The organism is Pseudomonas sp. So3.2b (genome assembly GCF_019464415.1).
GTDB lineage: Bacteria > Pseudomonadota > Gammaproteobacteria > Pseudomonadales > Pseudomonadaceae > Aquipseudomonas > Aquipseudomonas shahriarae.
In genome coordinates, this window is the sequence record NZ_CP080494.1 from 2,780,563 (window position 1) to 2,797,001 (window position 16,439).

At 59.2% G+C, this 16,439-nt stretch carries 14 protein-coding genes; 5 read left to right on the forward strand and 9 right to left on the reverse strand.

Annotated features, from left to right (window positions below):
- Positions 1-145: 145 nt before the first annotated feature.
- Positions 146-340, reverse strand: a complete 195-nt coding sequence (locus K1X80_RS12335) for a hypothetical protein (RefSeq protein WP_057959821.1) — start codon at positions 338-340, stop codon at positions 146-148.
- A gap of 237 nt (positions 341-577) precedes the next feature.
- On the opposite strand from K1X80_RS12335, the gene K1X80_RS12340 reads away from it, so the two are divergent.
- Positions 578-1,855 carry an HAAAP family serine/threonine permease gene (locus K1X80_RS12340; protein ID WP_057439661.1) on the forward strand — a complete coding sequence of 426 codons (1,278 nt, stop codon included), beginning with the start codon at positions 578-580 and terminating at the stop codon, positions 1,853-1,855.
- Positions 1,856-1,897: 42 nt separating this feature from the next.
- Here K1X80_RS12340 and K1X80_RS12345 read toward each other — a convergent pair whose 3' ends face one another.
- The 5 genes from K1X80_RS12345 to acnB all read right to left on the reverse strand — a co-directional run bounded on the left by K1X80_RS12345 (position 1,898) and on the right by acnB (position 8,464).
- Complete coding sequence (locus K1X80_RS12345; RefSeq protein WP_057439660.1) at positions 1,898-2,476, reverse strand: acyl-homoserine-lactone synthase; 579 nt, start codon at positions 2,474-2,476, stop codon at positions 1,898-1,900.
- Between the two features lie 27 nt (positions 2,477-2,503).
- The gene (locus K1X80_RS12350) at positions 2,504-3,229 is read right to left on the reverse strand and encodes an autoinducer binding domain-containing protein (RefSeq protein WP_057959820.1); all 726 of its coding nucleotides are present in this window, start codon (positions 3,227-3,229) and stop codon (positions 2,504-2,506) included.
- A 119-nt stretch (positions 3,230-3,348) separates the two neighbouring features.
- On the reverse strand, positions 3,349-4,620 hold the full coding sequence (locus K1X80_RS12355) for a glycosyltransferase (RefSeq protein ID WP_057959819.1): 1,272 nt from the start codon (positions 4,618-4,620) through the stop codon (positions 3,349-3,351).
- Positions 4,621-4,645: 25 nt separating this feature from the next.
- The gene (locus K1X80_RS12360) at positions 4,646-5,539 is read right to left on the reverse strand and encodes an alpha/beta fold hydrolase (protein WP_057439658.1); all 894 of its coding nucleotides are present in this window, start codon (positions 5,537-5,539) and stop codon (positions 4,646-4,648) included.
- 315 nt (positions 5,540-5,854) lie between these two features.
- The gene (gene acnB / locus K1X80_RS12365; protein ID WP_057439657.1) at positions 5,855-8,464 is read right to left on the reverse strand and encodes a bifunctional aconitate hydratase 2/2-methylisocitrate dehydratase; all 2,610 of its coding nucleotides are present in this window, start codon (positions 8,462-8,464) and stop codon (positions 5,855-5,857) included.
- Between the two features lie 395 nt (positions 8,465-8,859).
- Between acnB and K1X80_RS12370 the strand changes: the two genes are divergently transcribed.
- Entirely contained in the window at positions 8,860-9,330 is a 471-nt protein-coding gene (locus K1X80_RS12370) for a DUF1289 domain-containing protein (protein WP_057439656.1), read from the forward strand.
- A gap of 490 nt (positions 9,331-9,820) precedes the next feature.
- Here K1X80_RS12370 and K1X80_RS12375 read toward each other — a convergent pair whose 3' ends face one another.
- Positions 9,821-10,687 (reverse strand): universal stress protein, encoded by an 867-nt coding sequence (locus K1X80_RS12375; protein ID WP_057439655.1) that lies wholly within the window; start codon positions 10,685-10,687, stop codon positions 9,821-9,823.
- Positions 10,688-10,844: 157 nt separating this feature from the next.
- Between K1X80_RS12375 and K1X80_RS12380 the strand changes: the two genes are divergently transcribed.
- Positions 10,845-11,447: a tRNA-(ms[2]io[6]A)-hydroxylase gene (locus K1X80_RS12380; RefSeq protein WP_057439654.1), complete on the forward strand. Its 603-nt coding sequence runs from the start codon at positions 10,845-10,847 to the stop codon at positions 11,445-11,447.
- Here K1X80_RS12380 and K1X80_RS12385 read toward each other — a convergent pair.
- Entirely contained in the window at positions 11,403-12,602 is a 1,200-nt protein-coding gene (locus K1X80_RS12385; protein WP_057439653.1) for an MFS transporter, read from the reverse strand. The two genes, K1X80_RS12380 and K1X80_RS12385, sit on opposite strands and share 45 nt — an antisense overlap.
- Positions 12,603-12,759: 157 nt before the next feature.
- On the opposite strand from K1X80_RS12385, the gene K1X80_RS12390 reads away from it, so the two are divergent.
- Entirely contained in the window at positions 12,760-13,467 is a 708-nt protein-coding gene (locus K1X80_RS12390; protein ID WP_057439652.1) for a winged helix-turn-helix domain-containing protein, read from the forward strand.
- Between the two features lie 4 nt (positions 13,468-13,471).
- The gene (locus K1X80_RS12395) at positions 13,472-14,752 is read left to right on the forward strand and encodes an ATP-binding protein (RefSeq protein ID WP_057439651.1); all 1,281 of its coding nucleotides are present in this window, start codon (positions 13,472-13,474) and stop codon (positions 14,750-14,752) included.
- A gap of 470 nt (positions 14,753-15,222) precedes the next feature.
- Here K1X80_RS12395 and K1X80_RS12400 read toward each other — a convergent pair whose 3' ends face one another.
- Positions 15,223-16,347 (reverse strand): IS481 family transposase, encoded by a 1,125-nt coding sequence (locus tag K1X80_RS12400; RefSeq protein WP_057961168.1) that lies wholly within the window; start codon positions 16,345-16,347, stop codon positions 15,223-15,225.
- Positions 16,348-16,439: the final 92 nt, after the last annotated feature.

A 16,439-nucleotide genomic window follows, 5' to 3' on the forward strand; every position in this document is an offset into this window, starting at 1 on the left:
AAGTAGGGGGATTCCTACAAATAAGCTGGTGAGATATAGATTGCGATAAGTATATAAATTCTATGTTTAAAGGGGCGGCTATCTATAGGGTTGTTGCCTGATTAAACGCATTTGCGCCACCCCCATTCCTCAGTTTCGCCAATCTTTAGCCGATTCGCGGGGTGGGTATCAGTGTGTTGCGAGGCTTGGGCGCGGCGGCGTATTCAATGCCGTTGAATGTGAAGGTGTCAGACTGTTGTTGCTTGGGCTTGTCTTGGGTAGCGATTTGATCGGCGATGTGGGTCGATACGCTATCGACCAACTGGCCAGCGTTGAAAATGTTCAGGCTTGAAGTCGTCATGCTTGAATCTCCAGGTTTTGTAGTAGAGCTTGCACTGAGTGGGCGATGGGGGCGTAACGTTCCTGATTCCAACAATTTGTGGTCAATCGACTGGCTCTGCTCCGTACAACCATTCCTCAGCTAAGTCTTTGCTTATTCAAGTGAATCCCGGACAATCGCGCCCCTGTTACGGTCGTGGCGCTGCCTGTCAGGTTTTTCTGACTCGCCGCGATCGTATGAAAGTGGAGAACCGAGCGGATGAATGATCAGGCCAATAGCGTCGATGAACGCTACGCAACGACACCTGTAACCCTCACGGGCTGGAGCCGCCAGGACACGACCTGGATGCTTGGCCTGTTCGGCACGGCGATTGGCGCCGGCACCTTGTTTCTGCCCATCAACGCAGGCCTGGGCGGCTTCTGGCCGTTGCTGATCCTCGCGCTGTTGGCGTTCCCCATGACCTACTACGCACACCGTGGCCTGACCCGCTTTGTGCTGTCGGGGCGTGCGGGCTCGGACATCACTGAGGTGGTTGAAGAGCATTTCGGCATCAAGGCCGGTGCTTTGATCACCTTGCTGTACTTCTTTGCGATCTTCCCGATCCTGCTGATCTACAGCGTGGCGCTGACCAATACCGTCGCAAGCTTTATGTCGCACCAACTGCACATCGAGCCACCGCCACGGGCGCTGCTGTCGTTTGTGCTGATTCTGGGCCTGCTGGCCGTGGTGCGTTGCGGCGAGCAGGTGATCGTCAAGGCCATGAGCCTGATGGTCTATCCGTTTATTGTTGCCTTGCTGTTTCTGGCGGTGTACCTGGTTCCGCACTGGAATGGCGGCATCCTCAGCACGGCCAGCACCGTTCCGGCACCGTCGGCGCTGCTGCACACCCTGTGGCTGGCGATTCCGGTGATGGTGTTCTCGTTCAACCACTCGCCGATCATCTCGGCCTTCGCCGTTGACCAGAAACGCCAGTACGGCGCCCACGCCGAAGAGCGCAGCTCGCAGATCCTGTCCCGTGCCCACTTGTTGATGGTGGCGATGGTGATGTTCTTCGTGTTCAGCTGTGTGCTGACCCTGTCACCGGCCCAACTGGCCGAAGCCAAGGCGCAGAACCTGTCGATCCTGTCTTACCTGGCCAACCACTTCGATAACCCGACCATCGCCTTTGCCGCGCCATTGATTGCGTTTGTGGCGATTGCCAAGTCCTTCCTGGGCCACTACATCGGCGCCAGCGAAGGCCTCAAGGGCCTGATCGTCAAGAGCGGCCGCCGCCCGGGCGCCAAGGCCCTGGACCGCATGACTGCTGGCTTTATGCTGGTGGTGTGCTGGATCATCGCCACCCTGAACCCGAGCATCCTGGGGATGATCGAGACCCTGGGTGGGCCGATCATTGCTTCGATCCTGTTCCTGATGCCGATGTACGCGATCCGCAAGGTGCCGGCCATGGCCAAGTACCGTGGGCAGATGTCCAATGTGTTCGTGACCCTGGTCGGCCTGGTCGCCATCTCCTCGCTGATTTACTCGCTGATCCCTTGATGTGATCAGCGCCGGCGACCTCGGCGTTACTCATATCTCTAGCTAGGCAACGGCCGAATCAGCGTGCAGCGCGATTCGGCCGTTTTTCTGCCAGGCCGGAAAACTCAGTGCTACCACATGGTCGTTGTTCACGCGTTGCGGGGCGCCGAGGCGACTCAATTGCACGCCATTTTTCAGGAAATAACGCTCCAGCGCTGGAGTGGTCACTGCCACCACCTGATTGGCGCCGTGGCTCCAGGCATGGTGCAGGCTGTTCCACCAGACGCGCATCGGTAGGGTACCTTTCTCCAGGGCGCGGGCGGCAAAGCGCGACACTTCCCAGGTGTCACGGCTGCGCGGGCTTGGCTGGTCGCACAGAAACCCGAAGACTTCCGACAGCAGATAAGGTTGGGTGGTCGGCAACAGCCGTGCGCAACCGCAGACCTGGCCTTTTGTGTCCAGGGCGAGGATATGGCGCGTGTCGGCCTGGTCGAACTGATCGAATTCACGTTGGGGCCGGGCGTGGGTGGAGTCCAGCTGCCAACCCAGTTGCTCGATGAACACTTCGTGTCGATAGCGGCCCAGGTCGTCCTCAAGGGCTGCAGACAGTTCATGGTGATGGCGGGTGATGATGCTGATCATTGGATGTCCTTATCGTGATCGTCGGGCCTAGATCAGGCCCAGTGCGGCGGCATAGGCAGCCGCCAGTGTCTTGTTGGCTGCGCCGAATTTCTTCTGGATGGTCTTGAGGTGAAAGTTCACCGTGTTGATGGAGATGGTCAGGATCAGCGCGATCTCGCCTGAACTCTTGCCGTCGGCGGTCCATTGCAAAATTTCCCGCTCACGCAGGCTGAGGCAGACCGACGGGTGGGCGCGTTCGTTATGGCCCAGATCTGTCAGGCGCAGCGTCACCTGTTCGAGGATGCAGCGCAGGCGCAATTGAATCTCGTCGCTTTCAGCCCGCGAAATAGGATCCTGGCGCCGGGCCACGGACAGTACCCGCAGCGAGTGATCGTGGCTGCGAATCGGCAGCGTGGCGCCGATGCACAGACCCCAATCCCGAGCTTCCAGCCATAGCTTGCGACTGTTTTCAAACAGTGCGTCGTTCCACAGCACCATCTCGGTGGAACGCAAGCCACTGAGGATCGACGGATCGACAGCCGCGTAGTTTTGCTCCTGGTAATGTTCCAGCCACCTTTCGGGGTAAGAGCCGTGAATCTCGGTTTTTGGTCGGGTAAAAGGGGTCAGGTGGCGTACGGCATAGGCGTAATACTCGAACCCCAATTGCAACACTTCCCGCTCCAGCAGCGCGAACACTTGTGCTCCTCCCTGTTGCTTGAGCATCTCTATCCGCAAGCGATTCCACCAGCGGATGAGGTCGTTTTCCTTCTCCATGGACAGTCGCCTCGATTCCTGGAACCTTTGGCAATCTAGCCCACGTGATCTTTCTGTCAAACTTTTCCGGTGCTTTGCCGACGGCTCTGGCACGGCACTTTTGCCCAAGAGGCCGGTGTTTATGACGCTTGGCGCAGGCGAGGTATTGAATGGTGCGCGTGGCACTGTTCAATGGCCTTGACTGCTGTTTCACAGGACGCCGCATCGGCGGGCATCAGGCTGCTCGCCCGAGCACAGGCCTGTTGCAATCGGGTGTCGTGTAGCAGCGCTGTGATCGCCCCTTGCAGGTCTTGTCTGTCCAAGGGCAGGGCAAGACGTATTCCGCACCCCATGCGCACCAGTCGTTCGGCGTTATCGAACTGGTCATGGGCGATCGGCAGGACAATCTGTGGAATGCCGGCAGCCAGCGCCAGGCTCATGGCGCCAATGCCGCCGGGGTGGACCAGCCCGGCTGCGCGGGGCAGCAGCGAACTCATCGGCAAAAACGGACGTTGCATCACCGTGGGCGGCAAATCGCTGGTGACCGGCCGATCACTGGTCAGAAAAATACCGCGTGCGCCGACCCTGTGCAGCGCTTCCAGGGCAAAGCGATAAAACTGCTGGTCAAAGTGCTCAGTGGAACCTTGGGTGAAAACCACGGGGGCCGGTCCGGCATCGAGGAAGGCCCGAGTCTGTTCATCGAGCCCCAGGGTGCCACCGTCGAACAGTGGGAAGCCGGCCATGTGCAGGGGCTGCGGCCAGTCTTGCTGGACGGGGGCGAACCATTCGGGGAACAGGCAAATCACGCCTTGGGGGGCATGCATCCATTGGCTGAAGATGTTCTTCACCGTGCCCGGCAATCCGTGTTTGCGGCGCAGTGCATTGATTTGTGGGGCACAGGTCCGGTCCAGGCTCAGGTATTCGATCCCGCGCCAGAGCAATTTGCGCACCGTCAAGGGCAGGCGGCGTGATACGTTGAAAGTGGGGTGTACAGGCGGTAAATGTGCCGACAGTAGGGTTGAAGGGGACACTTGGACCGAGAGGTAAGGGAAACCGTATTTTTCATGGGCAATACGTGCACCCAAGGCCCACAGCGAGCCGACCACTACTATATCGTCAGTGTTATGCGCGGTTACATAATCGTAGACCGGCTCTAATAGGCCTGCGATGGCTTGCCACAACACGCTGAAGGAAGTCTTCGGATCCCACAGGCGGGGATCGCCCATGGCAGCGTTGTAGGTCGCCTCATCGCATAACGGCACGAAGTCCAGGCCCCGGGCCTCGATGGTGCGTTGAAACGCCGGCATGCTGCACAAGGTCACCTGATGACCGCGCAGGGTCAGTGCTGCGCCCAGGCCGATAAAGGGAAAAACGTCACCGGCCGAACCGATGGCAATCATGATTACTCGCATCATCCACATCCTTGTTCAAAAGTGCTCAGGCGAAGCTCAACTGCGCTCGGTGAGGAGGCGACATGCAAAACGCCTCTGGCCGGGCGTCGCGATGCGTCAGCAAATGGCCGAGCAACGCGCGGTGCACGCCGTTGGCCGCAGCCCTGGATTCCAGATCCAGAAAGTGCCCGCTGCTCTCGGCCGTGGAGAAGCTGCAGTCGCGGATGTACTGCTTGAAGCGCTGCACGTCCATGGCGCTGGTGTATTCGTCCCAGGCACCGTTCAAAAAGTGCACGTGGCTGTCGATGTTCGAAAGCTGGGGCAGGTACGCCCCTTCATTGAGCTTGAGGGCCTGGTCGATATGGAATCGCGCCTGATGCTGCTCGGCGTTGATCAACTGCGCCATGTGCTGTTGATTGGCACTCTTGAGGCGGGGCGGCAGGTGCTTGCCCAGCGTCTGGTTGAGCAAGTGCCCGATACCCGCGTTGTCATCCCGGGCCATGAGTGCCTGGGCGCCGCTGACGTAGTCGAGCATCGGGCCATTGAGGCCGGGAGCGAATGACATCACCACCGAGCTTTCGACGTTGTCCGGCTTCTGGGCGAGGGCCAGCAAGGTCGACAGGCCGCCCCAGGATGCGGAAACCAGATGGTGAATATTGAAGCCTTCGATCAAGGCCAGCAGGATCTGGACTTCATCGTCCTTGGTCACCAGGCACCGATTCGGGTTGTGAGCCCGGGAGTTTCCGGCGAATGGCAAGTCAAACAGCACCACGTTGAAGTGTTCGGCCAGGCACTTGCTGGTACGGGCAAAGGCCGAGGTTGTGGCCATGGCGCCATTGACCAGCAGCACATTCTTTTTATCGGGGGCATCGCCGATTTGTTCCACCGACACCGCATAGTCCTTGAAGACGTTCTTGATCACATATTGATTGCGCCACATAACACACCTCCATTAAGCACTTAAAAACGGGTGAGAGCGCCCCTGCCACCGGGTACGGGCATCGACGACGAGGCTTGGCTGTTTTTATTAGAAGTCGTACGGCATACAGCGCGAGTACATCCAAAGCAGGCGGATCCCATGACGCGGGCATCAGGGTGTAGAGAGTTTCGGCCTTCAAGGCGCGGCGGGACAACTACCTGATCTGGTAGGTCGTTGGAGAAAGGCCGTCGACAGCCAGTGCCCGGCAGATTTTCCCAGGCATAAAAAAACGCCGCGTATCTTGCGATACGCGGCGTTCTTCACATCAACACACCGTTAGGCTTGAACCACCGGAATGTTGGCGCTTGCTGCGATTTTACGGAACTCGGCGATCTGGTCGAAGTTCAGGTAGCGGTAGACGTCACTGGCCATGGTGTCCAGTTTCGCTGCGTAGCCCATGTACTCTTCGACGGTCGGCAGGCGACCCAGGGTGGAGGCGACTGCCGCCAGCTCGGCCGATGCCAGGTAGACGTTCGCGCCATCACCCAGACGGTTCGGGAAGTTACGGGTCGAAGTCGACACTACGGTCGAATTCGGCTCAACACGTGCCTGGTTACCCATGCACAGCGAGCAGCCCGGCATTTCCATGCGCGCGCCAGCCTTGCCGTAGATGCCGTAGTAGCCTTCTTCGGTCAGTTGGTGAGCGTCCATCTTGGTCGGCGGCGACAGCCACAGACGGGTTGGCAGCTGACCCTTGACCTGTTCCAGCAACTTGCCGGCAGCGCGGAAGTGACCGATGTTGGTCATGCACGAACCGATAAACACTTCGTCGATCTTCTCGCCAGCGACGCTGGACAGCAGACGGGCGTCGTCCGGGTCGTTTGGCGCGCAGAGGATTGGCTCGTTGATTTCGGCCAGGTCGATCTCGATGACTTCGGCGTATTCTGCGTCGGCATCGGCTTCCATCAGCTCAGGGTTGGCAACCCAGGCTTCCATCGCTTGGGCACGACGTTCCAGGGTACGCGCATCACCGTAGCCTTCACCGATCATCCAGCGCAGCAGGGTGATGTTGGAGTTCAGGTACTCGGTGACGGAGTCTTTCGACAGCTTGATGGTGCAACCGGCAGCCGAACGTTCGGCCGAGGCGTCGGACAGCTCGAAAGCCTGCTCCAGCGTCAGGTCGTTCAGGCCTTCGATTTCCAGGATGCGGCCGGAGAAGGCGTTTTTCTTGCCTTTCTTCTCAACGGTCAGCAGGCCGGACTGGATTGCGTAGTAAGGAATGGCATGAACCAGGTCACGCAGGGTGATGCCAGGTTTCATCTTGCCTTTGAAACGCACCAGGATCGACTCAGGCATGTCCAGTGGCATTACGCCAGTGGCTGCGGCGAACGCTACCAGGCCAGAACCGGCCGGGAACGAAATGCCCATCGGGAAACGGGTGTGGGAGTCACCACCGGTACCCACGGTGTCCGGCAGCAGCATGCGGTTCAGCCAGCTGTGGATGATGCCGTCGCCTGGACGCAGCGATACACCGCCACGGGTCATGATGAAGTCAGGCAGGGTGTGGTGGGTGGTCACGTCGATCGGCTTTGGATAGGCCGCGGTGTGGCAGAAGGACTGCATCACCAGATCGGTGGAGAAGCCCAGGCACGCCAGGTCTTTCAGTTCGTCACGGGTCATTGGACCGGTGGTGTCCTGGGAACCCACGGTGGTCATCTTCGGTTCGCAGTAGGTACCTGGACGAACGCCTTTGCCTTCCGGCAGGCCGCAGGCCTTGCCGACCATTTTCTGGGCCAGGGTGAAACCCTTGCCAGTGTCGACCGGTGCTTCAGGCAGCTTGAACAGGTCGGTAGGGCCAAGACCCAGCTCAGCGCGAGCCTTGTCGGTCAGGCCACGGCCGATGATCAGCGGGATACGGCCGCCGGCACGGACTTCGTCTAACAGGACCGGGGTCTTCATTTCGAAGGTGGTCAGGACTTCGTCGGTGCCGTGTTTGCAGACTTTGCCAGCATGCGGGTACAGGTCGATCACGTCGCCCATGTGCATGTTGGTGACGTCGAATTCGATTGGCAGTGCGCCAGCATCTTCCATAGTGTTGTAGAAGATGGGAGCGATCTTGCTGCCGAAGCAGAAGCCACCAGCGCGCTTGTTAGGCACGTACGGGACGTCGTCGCCGAAGAACCACAGCACCGAGTTGGTTGCCGACTTACGGGACGAACCGGTACCGACCACGTCACCGACGTAAGCGATCGGGAAGCCCTGGCCGCGCATTTCTTCGATCTGCTTCATCGGGCCGGTCTTGCCTTGCTCGTCCGGCACGATGCCTTCACGGGCCATTTTCAGCATGGCCAGGGCGTGCAGCGGGATGTCAGGACGGGACCAGGCATCGGGAGCAGGGGACAGGTCGTCGGTGTTGGTTTCGCCGGTGACCTTGAACACGCGCAGGCTGATCTTGTCGGCCAGGGTCGGGCGGTTCTTGAACCACTCGCCGTCGGCCCAGGACTGGATCACTTCCTTGGCGTGCGTGTTGCCGTTCTTGGCTTTTTCCGCGACGTCGTGGAATGCATCGAACATCAGCAGGGTGTGCTTGAGCTGGGCAGCAGCAACGGCGGCCAGTTCAGCGTCGTCCAGCAGCTCGACCAGGGTCACGATGTTGTAGCCGCCTTGCATGGTGCCAAGCAGTTCAACCGCGCGCTTTTTGTCGATCAGGGGGGAAGACACTTCGCCCTTGGCCAGGGCAGACAGGAAACCGGCCTTGACGTAGGCAGCTTCGTCAACGCCTGGTGGAATGCGGTTGGTGATCAGGTCAACGAGAAACTCTTCTTCGCCAGCCGGGGGATTTTTCAGCAGCTCGACCAGGCCTGCGGTTTGTTCGGCGTTTAGCGGCTGGGGAACGATACCCAGGGCTGCACGCTCTTCGATATGTTTGCGGTAGGCTTCAAGCACAGTTATTACCCTCATCAGTGGTCCCACGGGACGCTCATCCAGACATGCACGGCACGCATGCGCTCGGGGGCTTTTTGGGCCGTAGAGCCAGCGCTGCCGGCATTTCTCACAGAAGCTGCTTTCAAAGTTTTACGCCTGCAGAACGGAGCTGATGAGGGTTGGTGCTGGTCATTTGGAGGGTAAATAACCAGCGCCAACACCGTTCTGAAGGAACGACTGTGCTCGTGACGCTTTGAAAACAGCTTCCAACGGATTATTTGGCGCCTTACAAGGCCGGATGATTCTACGGCAAAAAATTTCTAAAGGTAAGTTGCCGCAGCAAGTTTGCAGGGTGATGAACCTTAGACAAAGGGCTAACATGGGCCACTGTTTCGCTGATTTGTGCGTTGTCACCCATGCCCAACCAAACCATCAAGACCCCCTGCATCGGCCTGTGCTCCACGGTTTACGGCGATCTCGTGTGCCGCGGCTGCAAGCGTTTCCACCACGAAGTGATCCAGTGGAACGGCTATGGCGAGGAAGAAAAACGCGCAGTTTGGCTGCGGCTTGAGCAACTGCTGGTGCAGGTCATGGCGGGCAAGCTGGAAGTATTCGACCCCAAACGGCTGCGCTGGCAACTCGAACAGCGAAAAATCCGCTTTGTGCCGCACCAGTCCGAATACTGCTGGGCCTACCAGTTGATCGCCCGGGGCGCGCGGGTGATCAACAACCTGGAAGCCTATGGCATGGTGCTGATGCCGGAGTTTCGCGACTGGAACCTGCCGGAACTGCGTGATGCCATTGATCGGGAGTTTTTTATCCTGTCCGAGGCGCATTACCAGCGCTATATCGCCCCTGGCTTCCTCAAGGATGCACTAGGTCACTGACTGTCGCCGATCAACATGTGGGAGCGGGCTTGCCCGCGATGGCGGCGTGTCAGTCAGGCACCTATCAACTGACCCACCGCTATCGCAGGCAAGCCAGCTCCCACTTTTGTTCTGGGGTGTGGCCAAAATATCCTGCCTTGCCAAGATCCCCTGTGGGAGCTGGGGTGTGGCCAAAATATCCTGTCCTGCCAAGATCCCCTTTGGGAGCTGGGGTGTGGTCAAAATATCCTGCCCTGCCAAGATCCCTTGTGGGAGCTGGGGTGTGGCCAAAATATCCTGCCCTGCCAAGATCCCCTGTGGGAGCTGGGGTGTGGCCAAAATATCCTGCCCTGCCAAGATCCCTTGTGGGAGCTGGGGTGTGGTCAAAATATTCTGCCCTGCCAAGATCCCTTGTGGGAGCGGGCTTGCCCGCGATAGCGCCAGTTCAGTCAGGGATGTATCAACTGACTCACCGCTATCGCGAGCAAGCCCGCTCGCACATGTCTGATCTTCATTGTGCCTTGCTGGCCAGTTCCTCCAGGTGGTCGATGATGCTCTGGGGCTTGAGCACCAGCACATCGCTCTCCAGCGCATCCAGCACCACTTCCGCCGTATTGCCGATCAGCGCCCCGGAAATCCCGGTGCGTGCCACGGTGCCAATGATCGTGACGGCCGCCCTCAACTTATAGGCGGTATGGGGGATCAGCACATCCGCCGGGCCTTCTTCGATATGCAGGCGGCTGTCGTCAATGTCGAATTCGGCCTGGAACGCCTTGCACTGCTCGCGATAGCGGGCCTCGATGGTTTCCTTGAGCTGGAACACCGGATCGGCTGCCGACAGCATGGGCGAGGGATGGGCGCTGATGACATGCAACTGGCCCTTGGCCAGGCTGGCGATGTCAAAGCCATGGTCGATGATGGCCGCGTGCAGGTCTTTATGTTCGTTATCCAGGTTGCCCACGTCGATGGCCGCCAGGATCACCCCGTCGGTCCATGGGGTCGCGGTCTTGACCAACAGCACAGCGGCCGGGCACAAGCGCAGCAGTTTCCAGTCCGCCGGCGTCAGCAGGGCCTTTTTCAGCGGGCTGTCGGGGTAGTGCTGCTTGATCACCAGTGCGCAACCTTCGGCCTGCTGCACACCGATGATGGTTTCGTGCAGGTTGTTGTTCCAGGCCAGTTCGGTTGTGACGTTGTAGCCATCGGCCGACAATTGCTCTTTGAGCAAGGCCAATAGCGCCGAATGCTCATGCTTTTTGTCGCACACCAGCAGATGCAAATGAGCGCCTGTCACCCCAGCGATCAGCTTGGCGCGCTTGAGGGCCAGGCTTTCCGAGTGTTCGGGCTCAATGATCACCAGGATTTTGCCAATTTCGTTCATGAGCGAGATCTCCAAGGGTGGGAAGGGCAAGGCTTCGAACAACTATAGTTGTTGCCCGCCGTACAGCATGTTGATGCACATCAAGCCCCGTGACTGGTGGTCTGCGGCGGGGTCGGTATAATCGGCGGCCTTTTGTGACCCTTTGCTCGTGAGCCCGATGAACCTCCCCGAAATCCATGACTTCCTCGGTTGCCGCACCCCCGATGCCTGGGTCCAGGCCGCACTGGCCGACCAGGAAACCCTGCTGATCGACCACAAAAACTGCGAATTCAAGGCCGCCAGCACGGCCTTGAGCCTGATTGCCAAGTACCACTCCCATGTCGACCTGATCAACATGATGTCGCGCCTGGCCCGCGAAGAGCTGGTGCACCATGAGCAAGTCATGCGCCTGATGAAAAAGCGCAAGATCGAGCTGCGCCAGCTGCATGCCAGCCGCTATGCCTCGGGTTTGCGCAAGGTGGTACGCAGCCACGAACCGGTGAAACTGGTGGACACCCTGGTGGTCGGGGCGTTTATCGAAGCGCGCAGTTGCGAGCGTTTCGAAGCACTGGTGCCGCATTTGGACGAAGAACTCGGCAAGTTCTACTTTGGTCTGCTGAAAAGCGAGGCACGGCATTTCCAGGGCTATCTGAAGCTGGCCTATCAATACGGCGATGCCAAGGATGTTGCCCAGGTCATCGAGCGGGTGAGGGCGGCCGAGCAGGAATTGATCGAATCACCCGATATCGAGTTCCGCTTTCACAGTGGCGTGCCAGCCTGAGGCCACGGCCACTCCGATCAGCGCGGTGATCCCGGTCAGCAGCAGGATCACCGTTTGCGTGCCAAAAGGTGCCGCCAGCACGGCAATTGCCAGGCCCGCCAATGGCTGCGCGAGGTTATTGAACAAGGTGATCACGCCCACCGTCTTGCCGAAATCCTGCACGGGAATGACCCGCTGACGGGTGCTGCGCATGTACACGTTGAACATCTTGTCGAAACCGGTGACCAGCAGAAAGCCCAGGGTGTACAGCCAGAGGTTGGGACTGATCGCCATGATCAATGCCCCAAGCGCAATCACCGAATACGACAGCCCGCCCAGCACTTTCAACGCCAGGCTCGAGCGAGCCAGGTAAAACAGGATGACGATGGTCACCACCGCGCCGGCGGCCTGCAGCAGTGCATAGGCATCCTTGTCGGCCGCGTAGAGGCCGGTCACCATGGCGGCGGAGGTGGCCAGCGTCACGCCAATAATCAAATTCACGCCGACTGCCAGGGCGATAATGCGCTTGAGCTCCGCCAGGTTACGGATATGCCCGAGCGCGATGCGTAGCGGTTGCAGCCAGATATCCCGGTGTTGCGCGTGGTTTTCGAGATTCACCGTGGTAGTGCGCTGCCAAACCAGCATTGCCAGGTCTGCCAGCACAAACAGCCCGGCAATCCCCAGCACCACCCAATGCCAGGCCCACACCTCCAGCATCAGCGCAGCAATCAGTGGCCCTAGCACCAGGCCGCTCTGGTCGGCGATTTGCGAGTAGGAGAGGGTCTTGGCGTAGGTGTAATGCTTGAAAATATGCGGCATGACGACTTCTCGCGCCATGATGCCCTGGGTCGTCAGCACTCCACACAGCGCCGACAGGATCACCAGCCAATGGATGCCGCCGAACATCGCGTACAGCGCCACGGCCACTAGGCACGCCAGCGCTCGGTAGGCCTGGCTGATATGCAGGATGCGCACGGGCGAAAACTTGTCGCACAATGCCCCGCACACCGGGAACGCCAGGTATCGCGGCAGCGACTCGATAAAGAACGCCAGCCCGGCCCACGCTACGCTGTTGGTGGTCTGAAATACGATCAGCGGCACGATAAACAGCAGAATCTGGTCCGCCAGCCGGGACAGGAACAGCGAAACAAAGAACGCCAGGTAATCCTTGCGCATACAACTCCCTGTGGGTGGCGTTAAACATTGCAGGCTAATTGTTAAAAACTCTTAAAAACATGAAGCTTCGTCAGCCGCTGCTGGCCAGGCGCTTTTGCCGGACAGCTTGCCACCTATAATGCTCGCTCTTCAATCCGCTTTTGCACACTGAGAACGTATGGAAAACCTGGGTCTGGGCAAGGTCCTACTCGTTGAGGACGATGAGAAGCTGGCAGGGCTGATCGCGCATTTTCTGTCACAGCATGGCTTTGAAGTGCGCGTGGTGCACCGGGGCGATGAGGCGTTGGCGGTGTTCCTGGCGTTCAAACCGAAGATTGTCGTGCTCGACCTGATGCTGCCGGGCCAGAGCGGCCTGCATGTGTGTCGCGAGATCCGCAATGTGTCCGACACCCCCATCGTGATCCTCACCGCCAAGGAAGACGACCTGGACCATATCCTTGGCCTGGAATCCGGCGCCGATGACTATGTGATCAAACCGATCAAGCCGCCGGTGCTGCTGGCACGCCTGCGCGCCTTGCAGCGCCGCCATCTGCCCGAGCCGACGGTGCGTGGTTCCCTGGCGTTCGGCCAACTGGCGATTGACCGCAGTTGTCGGGGGGTAAGCCTGGGTGACGAGAAGATCGACCTGACCACCATGGAGTTCGAGCTGCTGTGGCTGCTGGCCAGCAGCGCGGGCAAGATCCTCTCGCGGGACGATATCCTCAACCGCATGCGCGGGATCGCCTTCGATGGGCTCAACCGCAGTGTCGATGTGTATATCAGCAAGCTGCGCAACAAGCTCAATGACAACCCCCGCGAGCCGGTGTGCATCAAGACCATCTGGGGCAAGGGCTACCTGTTCAACCCGTTTGCCTGGGAGGCCTAGCCCGATGCTGCGCCTGTTTCTGCGTCTGTACATCATCCTGGCCCTGGGCCTGGCCGGGGCAATCTGGCTGGTGAACTACACCTTCGACGAATTGCTGCCCGAAGCCAACGAAACCTACAACCGCGAAGCCATGCGCGGCCCGGCCTACGGCCTGGTGGAGCAGTTGCGCCCGCTGCCGGCTGGCGTGGCCCGCGAGGCACGCCTGGCCGAGCTGCAGCAGCACTATGGCCTGCGCCTGGCCTTGATTGCCCGGGACGCTGCGGCACTCACCTCCCGCGAGCAACAATTGCTGACTGACGGCAAGCTGGTGGTGCGCGGCGACTTTATGGAGTTCATCACCGAAATCGACGGTGGCGCGCAGCTGCTTCAGATCAAGCTGCCGGTGGAGCCGCGCTGGCTGTACCTGTGGGCCTATAGCTTGTTGGGCCTGTGCCTGGCGATTGTCCTGTATTTCTGGGTGCGCCCGCACTGGCGCGACCTGGAGCATATTCGCCTGGCGGCCCAGCGATTTGGTGACAATGACCTGGGCTCGCGCATCCTCCTGCCACGGCGCTCGAGCGTGCGCGAGTTGGCCGGGCACTTCAACCAGATGGCCGAGCGCATCGAACACTTGATCGCCAATCAGCGTGAGCTGACCAATGCGGTGTCCCATGAACTGCGCACGCCGATTGCGCGCTTGTCGTTTGAACTCGACCAACTCAAACAGGAGGCCGATCCGCGCCAGAGCCGCGCGTTGATCGGCGATATGTACGCCGACCTAGGCGAACTGGAGGACATGGTTTCCGAACTGTTGACCTACGCCAGCCTTGAACGTGGCGCGACACAGGTCACCCGCGAGAACATCGAGGCCCACAGCTGGCTCGACAGTGTGATCGGCAGTGTGGCCCTGGAAGCCGAGGCCGAAGGCGTGCAACTGTCCCTGGGTACCTGTGAAGTCGACTTCATCCAGATCGAACCGCGGTTTATGGCACGCGCGGTGATCAACCTGCTGCGCAATGCCATTCGTTACGCCGAGCATCGGGTCGAGGTGTCGCTGGTCAAGTTCGGCAGTGGTTATGAAGTACGCGTCTGCGACGACGGTCCCGGCGTACCCGAGGACGGCCGGGAGAAAATCTTCCAACCCTTTATGCGCCTGGACGCCAGCCGCGACCGCCGCACCGGCGGCTTTGGCCTGGGCCTGGCGCTGGTGCAGCGGGTCAGCCAGTGGCATGGAGGGCAGGTGCAGGTGCTGGACTCGCAGTGGGGCGGGGCGTCGTTCCGGATGACTTGGGCGTACGCCGACTAACCTTTTGCAAACTCATAAAGGTTGTAAATGTGGGGGCTGGCGGGTGTGGAAGCTGGCTAGTCGGGTCGCCGCCTCGCTGCGATGGTCGTAAACGATGACGTTGGGTACCTGACACTCTGTGGCGATCTATTGGGCCGCCATCGCAGGCAAGCCAGCTCCCACAGGGGAATGCAGCTTCGCGCTCTGGCTTTGCTGTTGCTCTGCTTTTGATCTTGATCTCAGGCGCCCCGTTAAACCACGATGGCCGCAGGCAGGTATTGCGCAGTGGGCACCCCGGCATGGATGCCGGGTAGCCGCGACACGGCCATGGATGGCCGATCGCGGCGGGCCCACGGAGCAATGCCTGACTGCGGGCATGCCGAGCCTAGGCGAGGCACCGAGTGGTGGGGCAAAAGCGTTTTGCTTACTTTGGCGCTTCTTGTACGGACCGGACACATAGTGGACACATGTGCGGGGACATAGTTGACACATTATGAACCATAGTCCGGTTTGCTCACGTCGATCGTTCGTAGGAAATGGTGGCAGAAGTAGACGTCAAAGAGCCCGTCACTTTCAGGGTTAGGCCGAACTGCGATGTGCTGCCCAACCAGCCCCTTGGCAATGCTGAAGTAACGTTTCTGAAAGCGAAATCGGCTGTGATAAACCTTGGCCAGCACATCATCCGGCCCATATTCAAACTCCGATAGCTGCTGCGGATAAGCCCAGGGGCTTGCTCGATACCGGTCCATAGGCACCTTGTAGTCCAGTGCTTGGTGAGGGCGTTTTAAGTTATAGACCTCACGCCATTGATCAAACGCTGTTTGAGCATCCTTGATCGTGGAGAATTGACGCCCATCAAGCACCTCGGCTTTGAGTGAACGATGGAAGCGCTCAATCTTTCCATTGGTTTGAGGGTGATAAGGACGACTGAAGCTGATCCTGATCCCCAAGCGAATCAACCAGATACTTAATTCTGTGATTTCCCCAGGGTTGCGTGGCGAGCCCCATGGCGGCCCATTGTCAACGTTGATGCGAGCCGGTAAACCAAAGCGCTGGAATACCTCGATCATCTTTTCCTTCACTGTGATTCCACGCTCGTTATCACAAGCTTGAATCGCCAAATTGAATCGTGAGTGATCGTCCAGCAACGTCAGCGGATGGCATCGGCCTTCTTGCGTCGGGAAGTGCCCTTTGAAATCCATCTGCCAAAGATCGTTAGGTGCATCGTGTTCAAATCTCAGCTTTGCTTCTTGTTCCTTCTGAACAGGCTGAATCAGCCCGCATCGGTGCAGAACATTGGTGACAGTGCTAGGAGCAATCTGCTTTTTCAAAAGGCTGCTGATTGTACGTCCGCCCCAAGCGGGATGTGCTCGCCTAAGCGCTATGACTTCCGCTTCCAGAGCTGGCGCGGTTAGCTTTGGGCTAGTCGCAGGTTTTCGGGACTTCTCTTGCAGTCCAGACTGCCCCTGCATTTCATAGCGTTTCAACCACTTATAGGCCGTTTGCGGACTGATGCCGAACCGTCGACACAGCTCTCGTTTATTGCTGCCGGGTTGCCGTGCTAAGGCAATGAACTCTTCTTTCAGGCTCATGGTATCTCTCGTGTCCCAGGGCATGATGGCTTTCCGGCGAAGTTGGCTCGCCAAAAGTGTCCACCATGTCCCCGCACACCCGTCAACCATGTGTCCGGTCCGTACACCCTTCTCCA